The organism is uncultured Marinococcus sp. (assembly GCF_947493875.1).
Taxonomy (GTDB): domain Bacteria; phylum Bacillota; class Bacilli; order Bacillales; family Marinococcaceae; genus Marinococcus.
This window is the reverse complement of record NZ_CANLSU010000003.1, coordinates 38,555-54,242: the sequence shown is the minus strand read 5'-3', so window position 1 is coordinate 54,242 and position 15,688 is coordinate 38,555. Positions and strand designations below refer to the sequence as shown.

Here is a 15,688-nt window from a genome sequence, read left to right as displayed (position 1 = left end):
CTTTATGTATGTACAGACAAAGCCGGAGAGCCACTGGCCTCCAGCTGTTTTGCCTGATATTATTTCAGCAGTTCACTGAGATTCTTGTCGTCCTGAACCATCAGCAATACTTTGCCCTCGTCGAGATCATCTTCCATGTCCTCGGCTTCCTGCTCCGTAAATCCAAGCTCCTGAAGCTTAAAGCGAAGCTCGTCTCCCTTTTTCGAGAAACGATTCTCGGAATCAATGCCAAATTCTTTATCGGTAGGTTCATTGGTATCTGCCTTATCAGCAATCCGGTCGGTGCGGTCATCATCGTGACTCATGACATAAATGTCGTTGCGGCTGATACCGTTCTCCGTAAGCTTTTGTACGTCCTGCTCGATGTTGTCTTCGTTGGTGTATTCCTGTACCTGTGGCTTCATGCTTGATTCCTCCTCGTGTAGTTTCGGGCCTTTGTCTGTAACCAGACCTCTTCTTTTCATTCGTTTCCTGGTACTGTCCAGCAATACTTAACGAACGGCTAAGAAGAGTGTGCCATAGATGATGATACCCCGTGGTGCCTGTGTACAAACTCTTCCTGCTTTCTTTTTTCTGCGGACGCCAAAGCATTGCAAATAACTTGCGTCAGTTTTTTATTACTTCTCTTCCATTAAGCGGCTGGACCGGCCGATGGTTGTCGTCATAGATTTGCTGAAAATCTTCTAATTGGTCACTTGAAGCGGATACCGGCTCTCCGTAAACGATCCAGTTCACGCCTTCTGTACATGGGGGCGTCGTTAACGAACCTTCATACTGAAAGTTCGCTTCGGAAAATGGCAGCAATTCTTCCAGATTGAGACGGTTATCAACAGAAGCCGGAGCGTCTGTTTCGCTTGACGGCATTTTATCCCAAAATGAAGAAGGAAAAGTTGTGCCGCTCCCCTCCTCAAGCATAAACGCAGTCACAACGATTTCCCCCTCCGGACTTTCGTGCACGAGATGGAGCTCCATATCCTCGTACTCGCCGTTGATTTGGTGTTCACTTGGCGCATGAAAGTGAAATTGGGAAAGCGTATATTCCTCTCCTTTATAGGTTAATGTATTATTGGCGTTTCCGGGCTCTGCCAATACGGTATGTCCATCGTTTTTAAGGGTGAAATCGGTTGGCCTGTAATTCATTTGTACCTCGGAGTCGCCCCGTTTTGCTTCCGCTTCCCTCAGGTTTACGGGCGATTGACTTTTCCCGTTCGTGCACGCAGTATAATCGGCGTCCAGGCTTCCCCAATATGCCGGCCCAGTATTGCCCTGATAGGACCATTCGGACTTCTGTTCAGGAGCTTTCTCCATTTCTGCGGGAAAAACGGGAAGCGTACTTACGGCCGCCAGCACGACCGAATAAACAATAGATACAGCGATACAGCATCATTCCTTATTAAAATATAGTAAAACGTAAAAGGGGCCAGGTTTTGGCTGTTTGTATTTGTATCATTGAATTTTTCCTTTTCCAGCCAAGACCAAACGCGAGGTAAGAATGCTTTTACAATCATCCATCGATACTCCTGTTGTGTCCCGGGGCAGCATTGTATAATTGAATGGCTGTCATTCAGCCGCAGCCACGCGATTTATCAATAAACAAACCAAAGGGAGGGTTGCTGTTTGTTTTATTTGTCCAACCCCCGGCTTGCTTTCCGGGATTACACCTATCAGGATTCGGATTTTCTCCATCGGATGCTCGCTTCCCCCGCCGTGATGAAGCATATCGGAAACGGCAAGACCAAAACCCTGCAGGAAACGGAAGCCTTTCTGCAGTGGATCCTCCATTATTATCAGGAAAATGAACAGCTCGGCTTGAAGGTTATTGAGCATTCACAGACGAAAGCACTCCTAGGCCATGCAGGTATCATCCCGCAGATACTCGAGCACCGTCTTTACTATGAAATTGGCTACTGGATCGTGCCGGAATTTCAAGGACTCGGCTATGCGAAGGAGGCCGCGCGCACCTTTTTTCATCTAGGTAAAACAGAGCTGCACCTTAAAAAAATGATCGCGCTCATTCAGCCGCAGAATATCCCTTCTATCCAGGTGGCAAAAGCTCTCCCTATGCAGTTCGAAGCAGAAAAACGCATAAATGAACAGCTGGTTCATATATACTCGAACACTACTTCATAAAAAAACCGGGCTCTCGCCCGGCTGTGCTTGTGCTGTCTGCTTGCTGTGAAAGGATGCCTGAGGTGAAGGCAATCGAGACGAAAACGATATATGCTATGCACGCAGCATGGCTGAAATCTTTATTTCAACCCCCTGCGTGATAGAGACCGGAAATCGGTCTCTTCTTAAACTACCTCCCGAAAAATATCCAGATATTTTTCAAATACGTCCTTGCTGAATTCCTGCTGAAAGCGTGTGCTCATAAGAGCAGGGGAATTTTCCGAAACCTTCAGCTGATCATAGGGTTCGGATGATTCGGTTTGTTCATCTCCGAAAACCAATACTTGAATATGCGCCGGGTCATTATGCTTACAAAATACCATACGAATATGCCCGACCGCGATGATGGATTCCGTGTACTTGCTTCCATACAATTGCACGCCCACCGGGGTCTTCGTCTGGACCTCCCTTTGCATCGTATTCACCCACTCGGCAATAAAGGCAGCCCCTTCATCAACAATCGTTTTTTCATCGTTTGCTCCGTATTTCTCAGCGATCTTGTCCGTAAAAGATTCAATTTTCATGTTGTTCCTCCTTAAATATAGAAATTCTTTTCCACGCTATCTTTCTGCAGTGTTCGCGGCATTGCATCCTTCCAAGAACCAATGCATCTTTAAATTCAACACCCTTCGCACCTGTATTATACTTCCTGTTAGTCCGTGCCCTTCAAACATCTATTTCCGTTCCACTTTAAGAATGGCTACAGATTACCAGGCAGAAAGCACAGGCTCTTTACACTTATTTTCAACAAAAAAGAAGCTGCCTTTCATACAGACAGCTCTTTTCCAATCTTGCAGTTCTTTTCCTTATTTCTTTTTGATGGATCGAAAAATAAAGCTTACGATCAGTACGAGAATAACCGCGCCAATAAGCGCAGGAATAATCGCGAAGCCGCCAATAGCTGGTCCCCAGCTGCCGAGCAGCGCTGTTCCTAGACTCGCTCCGATAAAGCCGGCGATAATATTACCAATAATACCAAATGGCACGTCGCGGCCCGTAAGTGCGCCTGCAGCCCAGCCAATCAAACCGCCGATAATAAGACTCCAAATAAACGATAGCATGCTATTCATCTCCTTGAGGATGGATATAATTTTTAATGTTCTTTTCCGACTATTTCCTGCAGCTGGATTCCTCAAACGTTGCTGCCTGCTTTTGCCGGTGCTCCCGGCCCATCATATCTGTATTTTCGATACAGGCGGTCCGGCTGAACAAGCTTTCCCGCGGACCGAAAACTAAAAAACCATCAGGTCAGCGTGCACCCTGATGGTCCCCCGTGAATTTTAATATTTACTTCGGCTGCTGGCTTTTAGTTTTGTTAATCTGTGCTGGATTAATCAATAGAAGCGCCGCAAAGACGCCGTACAAAATTACTGCTGCTATTTCCATTTTATGCTTCCTCTCTTTCTTTGATTTCATCATTTTTTAACGCATCATACCGAAAAGGCGACAATAAATGCCTTCTTTCCTTAATACCTGGCCCCACGTCCTTTTGGCGCAGGCTGCATGGGGGGGTCTTTCCCAATAAAAAAAGCCAGAAAAAGGAACGAAGTCCTTTTTCCGGCTCATGCACTGGCTTTTATATCCATTCATTTCTGCCGTTTATTTAAATTTTGAAACAGTGAAGGCTGTTTTGGTTTTTGCGTTATAAAATATATTTACCCGCCTGATTTCCAAGTAAAACATACCGCACCTTCAATCCCTAATATGCCGGAGTGAGCCTTAGCTTCCTGTTGATTCTCTTACCGGGAGCCCGCAGTAAAGCACGACGGGTGCTGCTGCTTATATGCATCCTTCCAAGCTATATTGAGAGGCTGCCATATTTCTTCGTCCGTTCGGAGGAAAAAGATGCCGTGGTTATTGAGCGCGTAAAAAATGCCGGTATCCTCCGGGTCCTGGGCCAGGACGTGGGCAAAGGAGCCTGCCGGAAGTCCCCGGGATATTTCCCTGAAAGGCGCCTCTCCCTGCTTTCGGTAAATGGCGGAGCTCGCGGCATCAGAAGAATGGGCCTCGCGCGGCCCCCTGGCGGCGGAAACGAACCGGTCGTCCGCGTCCGCGGCGTTCAGCACCATGTTGTAAAGATACGGATGCTTCTCCAGTCCTTCGCTCTGATAATGCCAGTGCCGTCCGTCGTCTTCGCTTTCTGCGTAAGAAAATGAAGCGTTCATAAAGCCGTCCCCGCAGGCTGCGTACAGGCGGCCGGGAGCAGACGGATGAGCCAGAAGGGTATGCACATCTCTCGGGCTGTACTCCGGCCGGTCCCGCCAGGTGCTTCCGTGATCCTCTGACAAAAGCACGGCCCCGTACTCAATGGACACCGCTATATGATCGGGATTCCCGTAGCCCGGCGTGATCCAGCGGACGTGATGCGTGTGGGGACGAGGCGGAAACTGCTATTCCGATCTGGAGGTCATGTGCTGGATTCCGGTCCACTCCTGCCAGTGCCTGCCCCCCTCTTCTGAGTAATACATTGCCGAAGGCTCGGTGCCGGCATACACAACATGCGACTCCTCCCCCTTCTTCACCGGGTTTGTACCGACAAACGTGATGTACGGCGAAGGAATACCATGGTCCCCCGCCGGTTCAAAATACAGCTGCGGCTTCCCTGTCGCCTGCCAGCTTTCTCCCGCATCCTCGCTTTTCCAAAGCCCATGCCCGTACGTGGCACAATAAACAATGGAAGCATCAGAAGGATCCACCGCCACCCGGACGGGCTGGGTGCCTTTAAGCTTTGCCTGCGTCCGCCACCCTTCACCGCTGTGGGTGAGTACAAGCAGTTCATTTTCCATGCCCGCATACAATACCCTCATGCCTTTCACCCTCCCTAAATTGTAGTGATGTATGTATGGTCTAAGGATCCTTTCCCGTTTTCCCCTAAAGACATTCCCGTCATGCCGGGAGAGCTCTGCTGATGCAGGGGGGCACAGCAGTCCTGCCGGAACGAAAAAAGCCTTCCGGGCGGAAGACTTAGGCAGTACTCTTAGGGCGGCTCTAATCGGTCTGCCGGAACTCGGGGCTCAGCCACAGCAGCAGCCCAGCCAGCACAAGTCCGGTGATGGACGTGTACATGAGCACCGTCTGAATCGGAATCGATGCCGCGACGAGAAACGAAATGAGCGCAAAGGCAATAGGCTCGAATCCGCTCGCTGCAAAGTTCACGAGGCTCATCACCCGGCCGAGCTTGTTGTTGTCGGTTTTTTCCTGAATCATCGTAATCGTCGGCAGGTACACAAGCATACCTGCCCCGCCCATGAGCGTAATTACAGCGACCAGCACAGGCAGCGCCTCCACCTGGCTGAACACAAACAGGAGAATAAAGCCTGCTCCCAGTGCGCTTAGCACCCATCGGCCCCGTCGCTGCTTCAGTGACCAGGTAACGAGCAGCACGCTTAACAGGAAGGTGCCGGTCGAAAACCCTCCTTCTAACAGGCTTAACTGCCAGGGCGCTCCCCCGAGAGCACTGATAAGCATCGGAATGCTGATCAACAGCGGTCCGATCATCAATAAATTAATCGTAATAATCACCAACGTACCGGACCGGTGGATGCCGGAACCGCGTACATAGGCGAGGCCCTCCTTCAAATCCATCCAGGCGGTATGACGGCCAGTTCTCGCTTCAGGCACCGGGTCCTTCAACAGCGGCGGATAAATCAGAACGGTCGAGAGCGCGATCAAACCAGCCGCTGCGGAAAACGCAAAGCTAAAGCCGCCAAAGGTTAATAATAGCCCAGCCCCCACCGGCCCGAGGATAAACATCAGCTCCGTGGACCCCTGGTACCAGGAGTTCGCCTGCTGCAGCTGGTTCACCGGAACAATACTCGGAATCATTGCCGAAGCAGCCGGGAAAAAGAACGCATCCAGAAACCCGAAGATAAATGCCAGAATGATCAACGATGTCGTCTGCAGGGCGTCCTGCTGCACGAGCACCACCAGGACGATCATGACGACCACCTGCATTGCATTTGTCGTAAACATAATACGCGACTTCTGAATTTTATCTGCAAGCACCCCGCCGTAAATCATCATCGCCACACGCGGAATGGCGATCGTCATCATGACGACCCCGAGAATCGCCGGCTGCTGCATTTCATCGACGACAAACCAGGAAACGGACAGAAAGAAAAAGGAAAAGCCGAGCATCACCGTCATGCCCGACAGCCATACGAGCACAAACGTTTTATTTTTTAGTAACGAAGTCCATGAATCAGCCATTAGTGCCCTCCTGTAAATCTGTGCTGCTTCCGTCTTTCATGTATAGTCAAAAAGCCCGAATCCCACGCCAGAACACCTGCCATATACGGTCGACGTGGGTTCGGATTTGTTCTTTATTAAAATCGTAATAACGAGTGTCAAAGTCGATGCCGCTCAGCAGGGTTAAATAGGTTTCCGTAATAAGATCACTGGCAATCGATGGCTCTATCTTCCCATCATTCTTGCCCTGCTGAACGACAGCTTCGATGTGCTGGTCCGCAGCACTGCCGTGATACTCCACCAGCTCCTGCATTTGCGAACCCAGGCCCGGCGGTGGAAAAAATAAAAACCGGTAATAAAACTGGCTGATCGTGTATTCGTCGTAATATACTTCAGCAAGCCGGTATAATAACGTTTTCAACTGAATCTCGGCACTTTCTGCCCCAAGTGCTTTTAACTCACTGCTCACGATCTGGTTATATTCAAGCACCGCTTTTTTAACCGTAGCCAGGAATAAAGCTTCCTTATTTGCAAAATGAGCATACAGCGACGGCTTTTGAATGCCTATTTGCCCGGCAATTGCCGCAAGCGTTGTTCCTTCGTAGCCCCGCTCGGTGAACAGCTCCAGACTCGTATGAATAATCCGCTCGCGCGTTTCCATCAAATTATCACCTTTTCTGCATTCGTTCCCTACCTAACGTTAGGTAAATTTAACACGAATCTTGATGCTTTGCCAGAGAAAATAAGCAGGAAATTATTTTAAGGATAATTTCCTGCTTATTGAATAAATGAAATAGAGCGTATGAAAATTATAATTAACCTTTTGTTCCTATCTAAACCAAAATTTCCATTTCCAGCATGAACCAGGACAAAGATTTTCCATGTGTATCAAAGTCGAGTGATGCTGCTACTCCCTCCGGCTTTGTACCTTCGATAACGAAGTTCAATGCTTTTAATCAGGAAGGCTTCGTCGTTTTATCCCTATAAAGAATAAATATCTTTTTAACTGGACCACTGGATAAACAAGCTATTTACGTCTCTTCATCGGCACGGAGCATATCCTTCGGGATGACCCGGGCCATCCGTTCAGCCAGTGTTTCTACCGGCTCCTGAAATCCGTCCCGGATCCATTCGACCACCATATTAAACATGCCGCCGGCGGCAAACAGCACCGACCCCCTGTCCAGCTGGTTATGAAACAGCATGTTGGAGGCAGATAACGATTGCACCGCGTACGTAAAATAATCCAACAGAATGGAAAGGGCATTCGAATTCACCAGCCGTTCCAGCGGAAGACGGCGCTCGCTCAATTTATAGGTCATCAGCTGCGTAAACAATTCAAGGGTAAGATGCTCGCGCTGATCCTTGCCGGACAGGTGGCGGATGAAGGAGTTCAATTCCTTTTCCACCGAGGCATTCATGACGTCATAAATCGATGTATAGTATTTGTAAAACGTGACCCGGGCCACTCCTGCTTTTTTGCAGATATCGGTGACGGTAATATCTTCAATATCCTGTTTTTCAATCAGGAGCGTAACTGCCTCCATAATGTACTGCTTTGAATTGATGCTGTCCTGCCGTGCTTTTCTCATCACGAACACATCCTCCCTGAGTGTTTGTTTTATCCTCTAACCCGTCAAAATAAATTGCATTATGAACATTCCCGTCTTTATACTAACATTTGTTAGTACAAATGTTTTCTTTTTTTTTCAGGCTAGTGAATGACCGTCAGCCTGTCAATTTCAACGGCGGATGCCCGTGCTTTTTCATCGTTTGTACATAGCCGCCAATCACATTTACTGGAGGGAATAACTATCGCAACGCTTTTATACAAATTAGGAGATTGGGCCGTGCGCCACAAGAAATCAGTGATCAGCGGGGCTTTTCTGATCCTGCTCGTGCTGGCTCTCGGTACCGTTAAATGGGGACCTTCGTTTGACGATGCATTAACCATTCCGGGCACTCCGGCTGAAGAAGCCAATGACGTGCTCGAAGATGCCTTTTCCGGGGCCGCTACCGGTGCTCAGGCTGACATCGTATTCCAGGCACCGGAAGGCGAAGCCCTGACCGATGCTGATAACCAGCAGGCGATTAACGATTTGCTGACCACCATTCAGGACAGCGATGAGCATGTGGAAACAATCGCTCCCCCGTCTCAGCTCCAGAATTTCAACGACTCCGAAACCGTTGGGTATGCGACGGTAACGTTTGATGAACCGGCCGAGGAGGTGCCGGCCTCCTCCGTCGAAAACCTGGAGGACTCTGTCGACCAAACGCGTGACCAGGGGATCCAGACTGAGCTGACCGGCGACATTGAGTTTTCCGGTCACGGCATCGGCTCCGGGGAAATCCTCGGCATTGTTGTTGCGTTTCTTGTGCTTGCGGTAACGTTTGCTTCGTTTTTGGCAGCCGGCATGCCAATTTTTTCAGCGATGCTTGGCCTCGGCATCAGCCTATTACTGATTGTAATCGGATCAAATTTTGTAAATATTCAGGGCGTATCGCTGAGTCTGGCAGCCATGCTTGGCATTGCTGTAGGAATCGATTACTCCCTGTTCATCATGACACGCTTTCGTAAACAGCTGGCGGAAGGACACTCCGTGCGGGAAGCCGCGGCCATTGCAAACGGGACCGCCGGCTCAGCCGTCGTGTTCGCCGGGATCACAGTGATGATCGGGCTGCTCGGCCTCTCCATTACCGGCATTCCGTTTCTGACCATGATGGGCATCGGCGCCTCCATCAGCATCCTGATGGCTGTGTTCGTTGCGATTATTGTCCTGCCGGCGCTTCTTGGAGCTCTGGGACACCGCATTACACCGTTTAAAAGCAACCGGTTTTTAAACGCGTTTACCCGGACCTCCAAAGGCGACCGGCCCCAAAACAAATGGGGCGGCTTTGTCACCAAACGCCCGTGGCTCGTGACAATTATAAGCACGGCCCTTCTTGTTACCATTGCCCTTCCCTTCACGCATGTGAATCTGGGCCTGCCGACCGACGGCACGGCAAAGCAGGAAGACACTACGGAGCACAAGGCCTACGATCTTCAAACGGAAGCCTACGGGGAAGGAGTTCATGCGACGTTAACCACAGCGCTCCAGGTGGATGACTCAATGAATCAGCAGACTGTCCAGCAGACGCTGCAGGAAATGAGCACCGACCTCGAGGAGCTCGATGCGGTCGATCAGGTGGCCCAGCCGATTCCAAATGAAGCGGGAGACACATATATTGTCAGCGTCACCCCGACCTCCGGGCCGAATGACCCGCAGACGAAAAACCTGGTGGAGGACATCCGATCCTTTTCCTATGAGAATACAGAGCTGTTTGTAACAGGAACGACCGCGGTTAACATTGACATTTCAGATAAGCTGCAGGATGCCCTGCCGATTTTTGCCCTGTTTGTTGTCGGATTTGCTTATGTATTACTTGTGCTGGTCTTCCGTTCGGTTCTGCTGCCGTTAAAGGCTGTGCTGGGCTTTTTACTGTCGCTTGCAGCCACGCTCGGCTTTGTGGTTTTTGTTATTCAGGACGGCCATCTGCTTGATTTATTCGGCTTTCCCGGGGAAAGCGCCGTTCTGGCATTTCTTCCTATCATTTCCATCGGCATTTTATTCGGTCTCGCCATGGACTATGAGGTATTTCTGGTCAGCCGCATGCGCGAAGTATACACCCAGACCGGTGATCCCCAGGAAGCCATTCTCGCCGGCATGCGTGATAACGGCAAAGTCGTTGTCGCCGCCGGGCTCATTATGATGGCTGTGTTCATCGGCTTTATCGCAACTCCGGACGCCATGGTCAAATCCATCGGCCTCTCCTTAACCTTCGGGGTATTATTCGATGCATTTGTTGTGCGTCTGACGATTGTGCCGGCAGTTATGAAGCTGATGGGCAGAGCCGCCTGGTACATGCCCCGCTGGCTCGACCGCCTGCTTCCGGATATCGACGTGGAAGGGGAAAAACTGAGCCACCGCAAAAATCAGGATAAATAGTACATGGGAGCCTTTCACGAAATGAGGAAAGGCTCCCTTTATTTATTTTTCTATTTAACCGATGATTATGTTATAATAAAAACCAAGTCATCAGATGACCATACTACTTAACGCAAACGCTTACACTTATGCACCTTTTAAGGAGGAAAAACCATGAACCACAGTAATACCACCACGGACGTGATTCTTGTTGGCGCCGGCATCGTGAGCGCAACGCTCGCCACGCTTCTGAAAAAGCTGGAGCCGGAGTGGCGCATCACAATTTTTGAAAAGCTCGATTCCGCCGGACAGGAGAGCTCGAATGAGTGGAACAACGCCGGTACCGGCCACGCAGCTCTCTGTGAGCTGAACTATACCCCGGAGCAGCCGGACGGCTCTCTGAAGACCAGCCGGGCGGTCGAAATTAATGAACAGTTTCAGATTTCAAGACAGCTCTGGGCGCATCTGGTGGACCAGGGCGACCTTAAAAATCCGGAGGAGTTTATACGTCCCCTGCCCCACATCAGCTTTGTGTACGGCCAGGATCACGTAAACTTTCTGAAGAAACGGTTCGAGGCCCTCGACGGCCATCCCCAGTTTCAGGGCATGGAGTTTTCCGAGGATCCCGAACAAATCAGGCAGTGGATTCCGTTAATGATGGAGGGGCGTGACTCCGACGAGCCGATCGCGGCCACCAAGGTCGACCACGGCACCGATATCAATTTCGGGGAACTGACCCGCCAGATGCTTGCCAGCCTGGAGAAGCAAAGTAATGTTGAAATCCGCTACAACCACTCTGTCGACGATATTGCCCAGCGACCAGACGGCACGTGGGAAGTAAAGGTCCGAAACCACCAACAGGAAACGCTCGAAGAGCATACGGCCTCCTTCGCCTTTATCGGTGCCGGCGGCGGCGCCCTGCCGCTGCTGCAAAAAACCGGCATTCCCGAAAGCAGGCATATCGGCGGATTTCCGATCAGCGGTGAATTCCTTGTCTGTGATAATCCCGAGGTCGTCCAAAAGCATCATTCCAAGGTGTACGGCAAAGAACCGGAGGGCACTCCCCCGATGACGGTGCCGCACCTGGACCGGCGTCATATCGAAGGCAGGGATACACTTCTGTACGGCCCGTTCGCCGGATTTACGCCCAAGTTTTTGAAGCAGGGGTCGCCGATGGATCTGTTTGGCTCGGTCAAGCCGACAAACGTGCTGACGATGCTAGCAGCCGGCGCAAAGAACACCCCGCTGCTCAAGTACCTCGCCCAGCAGCTGAGCATGACCAAGGAACACCGGATGGAGGAGCTGCGCAACTTTGTGCCGGATGCGTCCAGTGAGGACTGGGAGCTTCTCGTCGCCGGCCAGCGCGTCCAGCTGATTGAGGATACCGAGGAGGGCGGCCGCGGGGCCCTGCAGTTTGGCACCAAGCTGATTCATGCCGAAGACCGCACGATGGCGGCGCTTCTCGGTGAATCGCCGGGCGCTTCGGTGTCTGTGTCGATTATGCTTGAAGTCCTGAATAAATGCTTCCCCGAGCACCTGGAAGCGTGGGAGCCGAAGCTGAAGGAAATCATTCCGTCCTACGGCAGGTCTCTCGAGGACAACCCCGAGCTGCTTGATATGGTGCATGATTCCACTTCGCGCACCCTCCGGCTCACGAGGGCTGTAAACTAATACCATTTCATGCATGCAAAAGCATCACCCGCCGATGGGCAGGTGATGCTTTTTTGGATGCTTTGGTTTAGGCAGTAGCTTCCGCAAAACAGACGCGGTTCCGCCCCTGCCTTTTCGCCTGGTAGAGTGCTTCGTCAGATGCATCGTACAGATGCTGGATCTGTGCTTCTGTTTCCGGGTAGGTGGAGACCCCAACCGAAACAGTAACATTCAAAGAATCCGGAATTTGATGAAGGTGAAAGTCTGCTTCCTCCACGTTTAATCGAATTCGTTCAGAAATGATTAATGCCTGGGCGCTCGTACAGTCATGCAGCAGAATAGTGAATTCTTCCCCGCCAACACGAAACGCCAAATCATTCGAGCGAATAGACCTCTCGAGGATTTCACTAAGCTGGGTTAAGACCACATCTCCTTCCGAGTGACCGTACGTATCATTGATTGATTTAAAATGATCGATATCAAGAACCAGAAGTGACAGCGATCGGGAGCTACCTGTGTATTCCGCTTCGGTCTGCTGAATCATTTCCTGAAACGCCCGCTTGTTGTACAGGCTGGTCAGGCCGTCCCGATAAGCCTGATCCTGATACCGTCGGAATAATTCATTCACCTGGGTCAGGTGGGTAAACATATAGACGGCCACTGCCGTCCCGAGAATAGACGACAACAGGTACATACCGGAAACAGGGAGCCACTGTCCGGGTGGCAGAAGAATATCTAATGTAACAGCAATGTATGTGTTAGTGATGAGCACCATCCATGCTGCCTGAATCCATACGTTTTTTACAAGCTTATGCACCAGCAGACAGGAAAAAATGGTCGCAATAATCAGGATGATCGCGGCCACCGAAGATATGCTCACCCCGATAACCAGCCTTCCCGCTACAATTATCAGGCCGGCTATAGTGGTTGGGATCCATCCTCCGAAAATGGCCATTAACGTAATGGGAACCATCCGAAGATCAATGATGGTGGTGTCGCTTAACGGAATGCTGTAAGTGAGTAAAATCAGCCCGAGCACTCCGCTGAGGACTCCGGCAAATAGTTTTTGACCGAGCGACGAAGACTCCCGCAGTGGCACCTGATAAAATATACGGTGGAATACAAAAATAAACGAAACGAGTATAGTAATGTTAATAAAAAATCCTGATAGCATAATAACCTCCACACAATTTCAACATTTTTCCATTTTCTATCGGTTTCCTTATTCAATATACCATTTTCTTCATATATTTCCTGTGCAGGCCAAGTGTTGTTTACCATTTCTATAACAAGGGCCTATATTTATAAAGGAGCTTGCTGGGACTTAGTTTCAATACATAAATAAAGAAGCCAGATCTGTTTCAAGAACTGGCTTCCCTCCTGTCTTTATTTGTCCTTTTAAAACAAGTGTTTGCTAATCATTCAATCTAAATTCAGCGGCTTCCACGTCCCGGCTGTTCGGACCGGCCATAACTGTGAATGTGCCTCTGTCGCTCCGATACGTCATATCCGGATGCCAGTACCGCAGATTCTCTTCCTTAATACTGAATGCCACTTCCCTGGATTCGCCGGCCGCTAAATGTATTTTTTGGAATCCCTTCAGCTCCTTCAGCGGTCGTACAGCTTCACCGGCATGATCCCTGACATACAGCTGCACCACCTCTTTGCCGTCTCTTGTGCCAGTGTTGGTAATGGTTACCTTCACGTTTAACGTATCCTTTCGGGTTATTTCTGTTTTGTCCAGGTGAAAGCCGCTGTACTGGAACGTTGTATAGCTCATCCCGTAGCCAAAGGGGAACAGCGGCTCATTCGGGCTGTCCAGATATTTCGACAGATAGCGGTCCCCGTCCCTTCCCTCACTTTTCGGACGGCCGGTACTAAAATGATTGTAGTACACTGGTACCTGCCCGACTGACTGTGGAAACGACATCGTAAGCTTCGCTGATGGATTAACACTGCCAAGCAGAAGATCCGCCAGCGCCGATCCGCCTTCAGATCCCGGGAACCAAGCTTCCACCAGGGCATCGGTATGCTCTGTAATCTCCTGCAGATCGAGCGGCCTTCCGTTAAACAGCACCGTTACGAGTGGTTTATTAGTTTTTCGTAAACGCGCCAGCAGCTCCCGCTGCGCCCGGGGGATGGTAATATCCGTGCGGGATCCGGCTTCCCCGCTCCACTCTGAAGGCTCTCCAAGCGCCGCTATAATGACGTCGGCTTTTTCCGCCGCCTGCAGCGCTTCTTTAAGCAGCGTTTCATCGGTCTCTTCTACGCGGCTGCCCTCGGCAGACAGAATATTGCCCGCCCCGGCGGTTGTTTTCAGCCCCTGCACGAGTGTGACCGTTTCCTCCGGTTTGCCCCGCCACGACCACTGCCCTAAAATATCGGTGTGATCAGCAAACGGCCCGATAACGGCGACCGTCTGCTCTTTTTGCAGCGGCAGCACTTCGTTTTCATTTTTCAGCAGCACGCATGAATCCGCGGCTGTCTGCCTGGCGGCCTCCAGATGCTCCTGAGACCGGATAACCTTATGCTCCAACGCTTCATCGGCATGACGGTACGGGCGTTCAAACAGGTTGAGCTTCTGCTTCAGCCGTAAAATGCGCTCCACACCTTCATCGATTACCTCTTCCTCCAGAATTCCGTTGCGCACAAGCTCGGGGATGGATTCGATATAGGTGGTGGTCATCATTTCGATATCCACTCCGGCCTTCAATGATTTCTCCGCAGCTTCTGCGCTGTCCTCAGCCACTCCGTGCGGAATCAGCTCTTTAACGGCGCCCCAGTCGGAGATGACCGGGCCCTGGAACCCCCATTCCTTGCGCAGAAGATCGCGCATCAGCCATGCGTTGCCAGTTGCCGGAACCCCAAAGACGGTATTAAATGCTGTCATCATCATTTCACTTCCTGCATCCAAAGCGGCCCGGTACGCCGGCAGATACTGCTCCCGCAGAGTTAATTCGGACACATCCACCGTATTGTAATCCCGGCCTCCCTCCGGTGCACCGTACGCCGCAAAATGCTTCACGCAGGAGATGAGCTTGCCCACTTCCGTCCCTCCCGAATCTCCCTGAAAGCCTTTCACCTGGGCAGCAGCGAAGGCTCCGTTTAAATAAGTATCCTCTCCCGTGGATTCCATCACCCTGCCCCACCTTGGGTCCCTCACCAGATCGACCATCGGCGCAAATGTAACGTGAACACCTGAAACAGAAGCCTCTTTAGCGGCTACCGCAGCGCTTTGCTCAGCAAGCTCCAGATCCCACGTGCACCCCATCGCAAGGGGCACCGGAAAAATGGTCTGATAGCCGTGCACAATATCTGCCATAAACAGCAGCGGAATGCCCAGGCGGTTCTCTTCAAGATGCTTCTGCTGAATACGGTTGGTTTCGGCCGCTCCGCAGGCGCCGAGCACCGAGCCGGTATTTGCAATCGCATCGTCTGAAACATCCATTCCTATAAGAGGACCTGTAATGGCGCCCCGGTCGGAGGCTCCTTTGAAAAACGGGGTAGCCAGCTGCTGAAGCTGGGCTGCCTTTTCTTCGATAGACATTTGTTCTATTAATGTACGCACATCCTGTGTTTGCATAAGTATCCTCCTGTAGGTGATAAATTCTCAATATACAATTTTTGAAAAAATATATTGAAATCGCTTTCAGTTGATACTATAATCGATTTATAGAAACGTTTCAATAGATTATCGATTATTTCTTTATTTAGCT

The 15,688-nt window shown here is 50.6% G+C and carries 14 protein-coding genes; 3 read left to right on the top strand and 11 right to left on the bottom strand.

Annotation, left to right across the window (positions count from 1 at the left end; all coding sequences use genetic code 11):
• Positions 1-59 precede the first annotated feature (59 nt).
• Together Q0757_RS05875 and Q0757_RS05870 are read right to left on the bottom strand one after the other, a co-directional pair.
• Positions 60-404: a general stress protein gene (locus Q0757_RS05875; protein ID WP_298785448.1), complete on the bottom strand. Its 345-nt coding sequence runs from the start codon at positions 402-404 to the stop codon at positions 60-62.
• A gap of 202 nt (positions 405-606) precedes the next feature.
• Positions 607-1,308: a carbonic anhydrase gene (locus Q0757_RS05870; protein WP_298785447.1), complete on the bottom strand. Its 702-nt coding sequence runs from the start codon at positions 1,306-1,308 to the stop codon at positions 607-609.
• 309 nt (positions 1,309-1,617) lie between these two features.
• On the opposite strand from Q0757_RS05870, the gene Q0757_RS05865 reads away from it, so the two are divergent.
• The gene (locus tag Q0757_RS05865) at positions 1,618-2,130 is read left to right on the top strand and encodes a GNAT family N-acetyltransferase (RefSeq protein ID WP_298785446.1); all 513 of its coding nucleotides are present in this window, start codon (positions 1,618-1,620) and stop codon (positions 2,128-2,130) included.
• Positions 2,131-2,294: 164 nt separating this feature from the next.
• On the opposite strand, the gene Q0757_RS05860 is transcribed toward Q0757_RS05865, so the two are convergent.
• From Q0757_RS05860 to Q0757_RS05830, 7 genes are all read right to left on the bottom strand, one after another.
• Positions 2,295-2,693: a hypothetical protein gene (locus Q0757_RS05860; RefSeq protein WP_298785445.1), complete on the bottom strand. Its 399-nt coding sequence runs from the start codon at positions 2,691-2,693 to the stop codon at positions 2,295-2,297.
• A gap of 282 nt (positions 2,694-2,975) precedes the next feature.
• A complete protein-coding gene (locus tag Q0757_RS05855) occupies positions 2,976-3,230 on the bottom strand; it encodes a GlsB/YeaQ/YmgE family stress response membrane protein (protein ID WP_298785444.1) in 255 nt (84 codons plus the stop codon).
• A gap of 678 nt (positions 3,231-3,908) precedes the next feature.
• Positions 3,909-4,484, bottom strand: a complete 576-nt coding sequence (locus Q0757_RS05850) for a sialidase family protein (protein WP_298785443.1) — start codon at positions 4,482-4,484, stop codon at positions 3,909-3,911.
• A gap of 75 nt (positions 4,485-4,559) precedes the next feature.
• Complete coding sequence (locus Q0757_RS05845) at positions 4,560-4,976, bottom strand: hypothetical protein (RefSeq protein WP_298785442.1); 417 nt, start codon at positions 4,974-4,976, stop codon at positions 4,560-4,562.
• A 181-nt stretch (positions 4,977-5,157) separates the two neighbouring features.
• Positions 5,158-6,378 (bottom strand): MFS transporter, encoded by a 1,221-nt coding sequence (locus Q0757_RS05840; protein ID WP_298785441.1) that lies wholly within the window; start codon positions 6,376-6,378, stop codon positions 5,158-5,160.
• 46 nt (positions 6,379-6,424) lie between these two features.
• Positions 6,425-7,018 carry a TetR/AcrR family transcriptional regulator gene (locus Q0757_RS05835; protein ID WP_298785440.1) on the bottom strand — a complete coding sequence of 198 codons (594 nt, stop codon included), beginning with the start codon at positions 7,016-7,018 and terminating at the stop codon, positions 6,425-6,427.
• A gap of 370 nt (positions 7,019-7,388) precedes the next feature.
• Positions 7,389-7,949 (bottom strand): TetR/AcrR family transcriptional regulator, encoded by a 561-nt coding sequence (locus Q0757_RS05830; RefSeq protein WP_298786141.1) that lies wholly within the window; start codon positions 7,947-7,949, stop codon positions 7,389-7,391.
• 258 nt (positions 7,950-8,207) lie between these two features.
• Between Q0757_RS05830 and Q0757_RS05825 the strand changes: the two genes are divergently transcribed.
• Both Q0757_RS05825 and mqo read left to right on the top strand, forming a co-directional pair.
• Complete coding sequence (locus tag Q0757_RS05825; RefSeq protein WP_298785439.1) at positions 8,208-10,343, top strand: MMPL family transporter; 2,136 nt, start codon at positions 8,208-8,210, stop codon at positions 10,341-10,343.
• Positions 10,344-10,496: 153 nt separating this feature from the next.
• Positions 10,497-11,993 (top strand): malate dehydrogenase (quinone), encoded by a 1,497-nt coding sequence (gene mqo / locus Q0757_RS05820; RefSeq protein ID WP_298785438.1) that lies wholly within the window; start codon positions 10,497-10,499, stop codon positions 11,991-11,993.
• Between the two features lie 67 nt (positions 11,994-12,060).
• On the opposite strand, the gene Q0757_RS05815 is transcribed toward mqo, so the two are convergent.
• Both Q0757_RS05815 and Q0757_RS05810 read right to left on the bottom strand, forming a co-directional pair.
• Complete coding sequence (locus Q0757_RS05815) at positions 12,061-13,146, bottom strand: sensor domain-containing diguanylate cyclase (protein WP_298785437.1); 1,086 nt, start codon at positions 13,144-13,146, stop codon at positions 12,061-12,063.
• 240 nt (positions 13,147-13,386) lie between these two features.
• On the bottom strand, positions 13,387-15,555 hold the full coding sequence (locus tag Q0757_RS05810; RefSeq protein WP_298785436.1) for a glycoside hydrolase family 3 N-terminal domain-containing protein: 2,169 nt from the start codon (positions 15,553-15,555) through the stop codon (positions 13,387-13,389).
• Positions 15,556-15,688: the final 133 nt, after the last annotated feature.

What these genes read in the sequence shown, in the direction of transcription:
- Q0757_RS05875 (WP_298785448.1), bottom strand. Translation starts at nt 404, where the DNA reads ATGAAGCCACAGGTACAGGAATACACCAACGAAGACAACATCGAGCAG.
- Q0757_RS05870 (WP_298785447.1), bottom strand. Translation starts at nt 1,308, where the DNA reads ATGGAGAAAGCTCCTGAACAGAAGTCCGAATGGTCCTATCAGGGCAAT.
- Q0757_RS05860 (WP_298785445.1), bottom strand. Translation starts at nt 2,693, where the DNA reads ATGAAAATTGAATCTTTTACGGACAAGATCGCTGAGAAATACGGAGCA.
- Q0757_RS05855 (WP_298785444.1), bottom strand. Translation starts at nt 3,230, where the DNA reads ATGCTATCGTTTATTTGGAGTCTTATTATCGGCGGTTTGATTGGCTGG.
- Q0757_RS05845 (WP_298785442.1), bottom strand. Translation starts at nt 4,976, where the DNA reads ATGAGGGTATTGTATGCGGGCATGGAAAATGAACTGCTTGTACTCACC.
- Q0757_RS05840 (WP_298785441.1), bottom strand. Translation starts at nt 6,378, where the DNA reads ATGGCTGATTCATGGACTTCGTTACTAAAAAATAAAACGTTTGTGCTC.
- Q0757_RS05835 (WP_298785440.1), bottom strand. Translation starts at nt 7,018, where the DNA reads ATGGAAACGCGCGAGCGGATTATTCATACGAGTCTGGAGCTGTTCACC.
- Q0757_RS05830 (WP_298786141.1), bottom strand. Translation starts at nt 7,949, where the DNA reads ATGAGAAAAGCACGGCAGGACAGCATCAATTCAAAGCAGTACATTATG.
- mqo (WP_298785438.1), top strand. Translation starts at nt 10,497, where the DNA reads ATGAACCACAGTAATACCACCACGGACGTGATTCTTGTTGGCGCCGGC.
- Q0757_RS05815 (WP_298785437.1), bottom strand. Translation starts at nt 13,146, where the DNA reads ATGCTATCAGGATTTTTTATTAACATTACTATACTCGTTTCGTTTATT.
- Q0757_RS05810 (WP_298785436.1), bottom strand. Translation starts at nt 15,555, where the DNA reads ATGCAAACACAGGATGTGCGTACATTAATAGAACAAATGTCTATCGAA.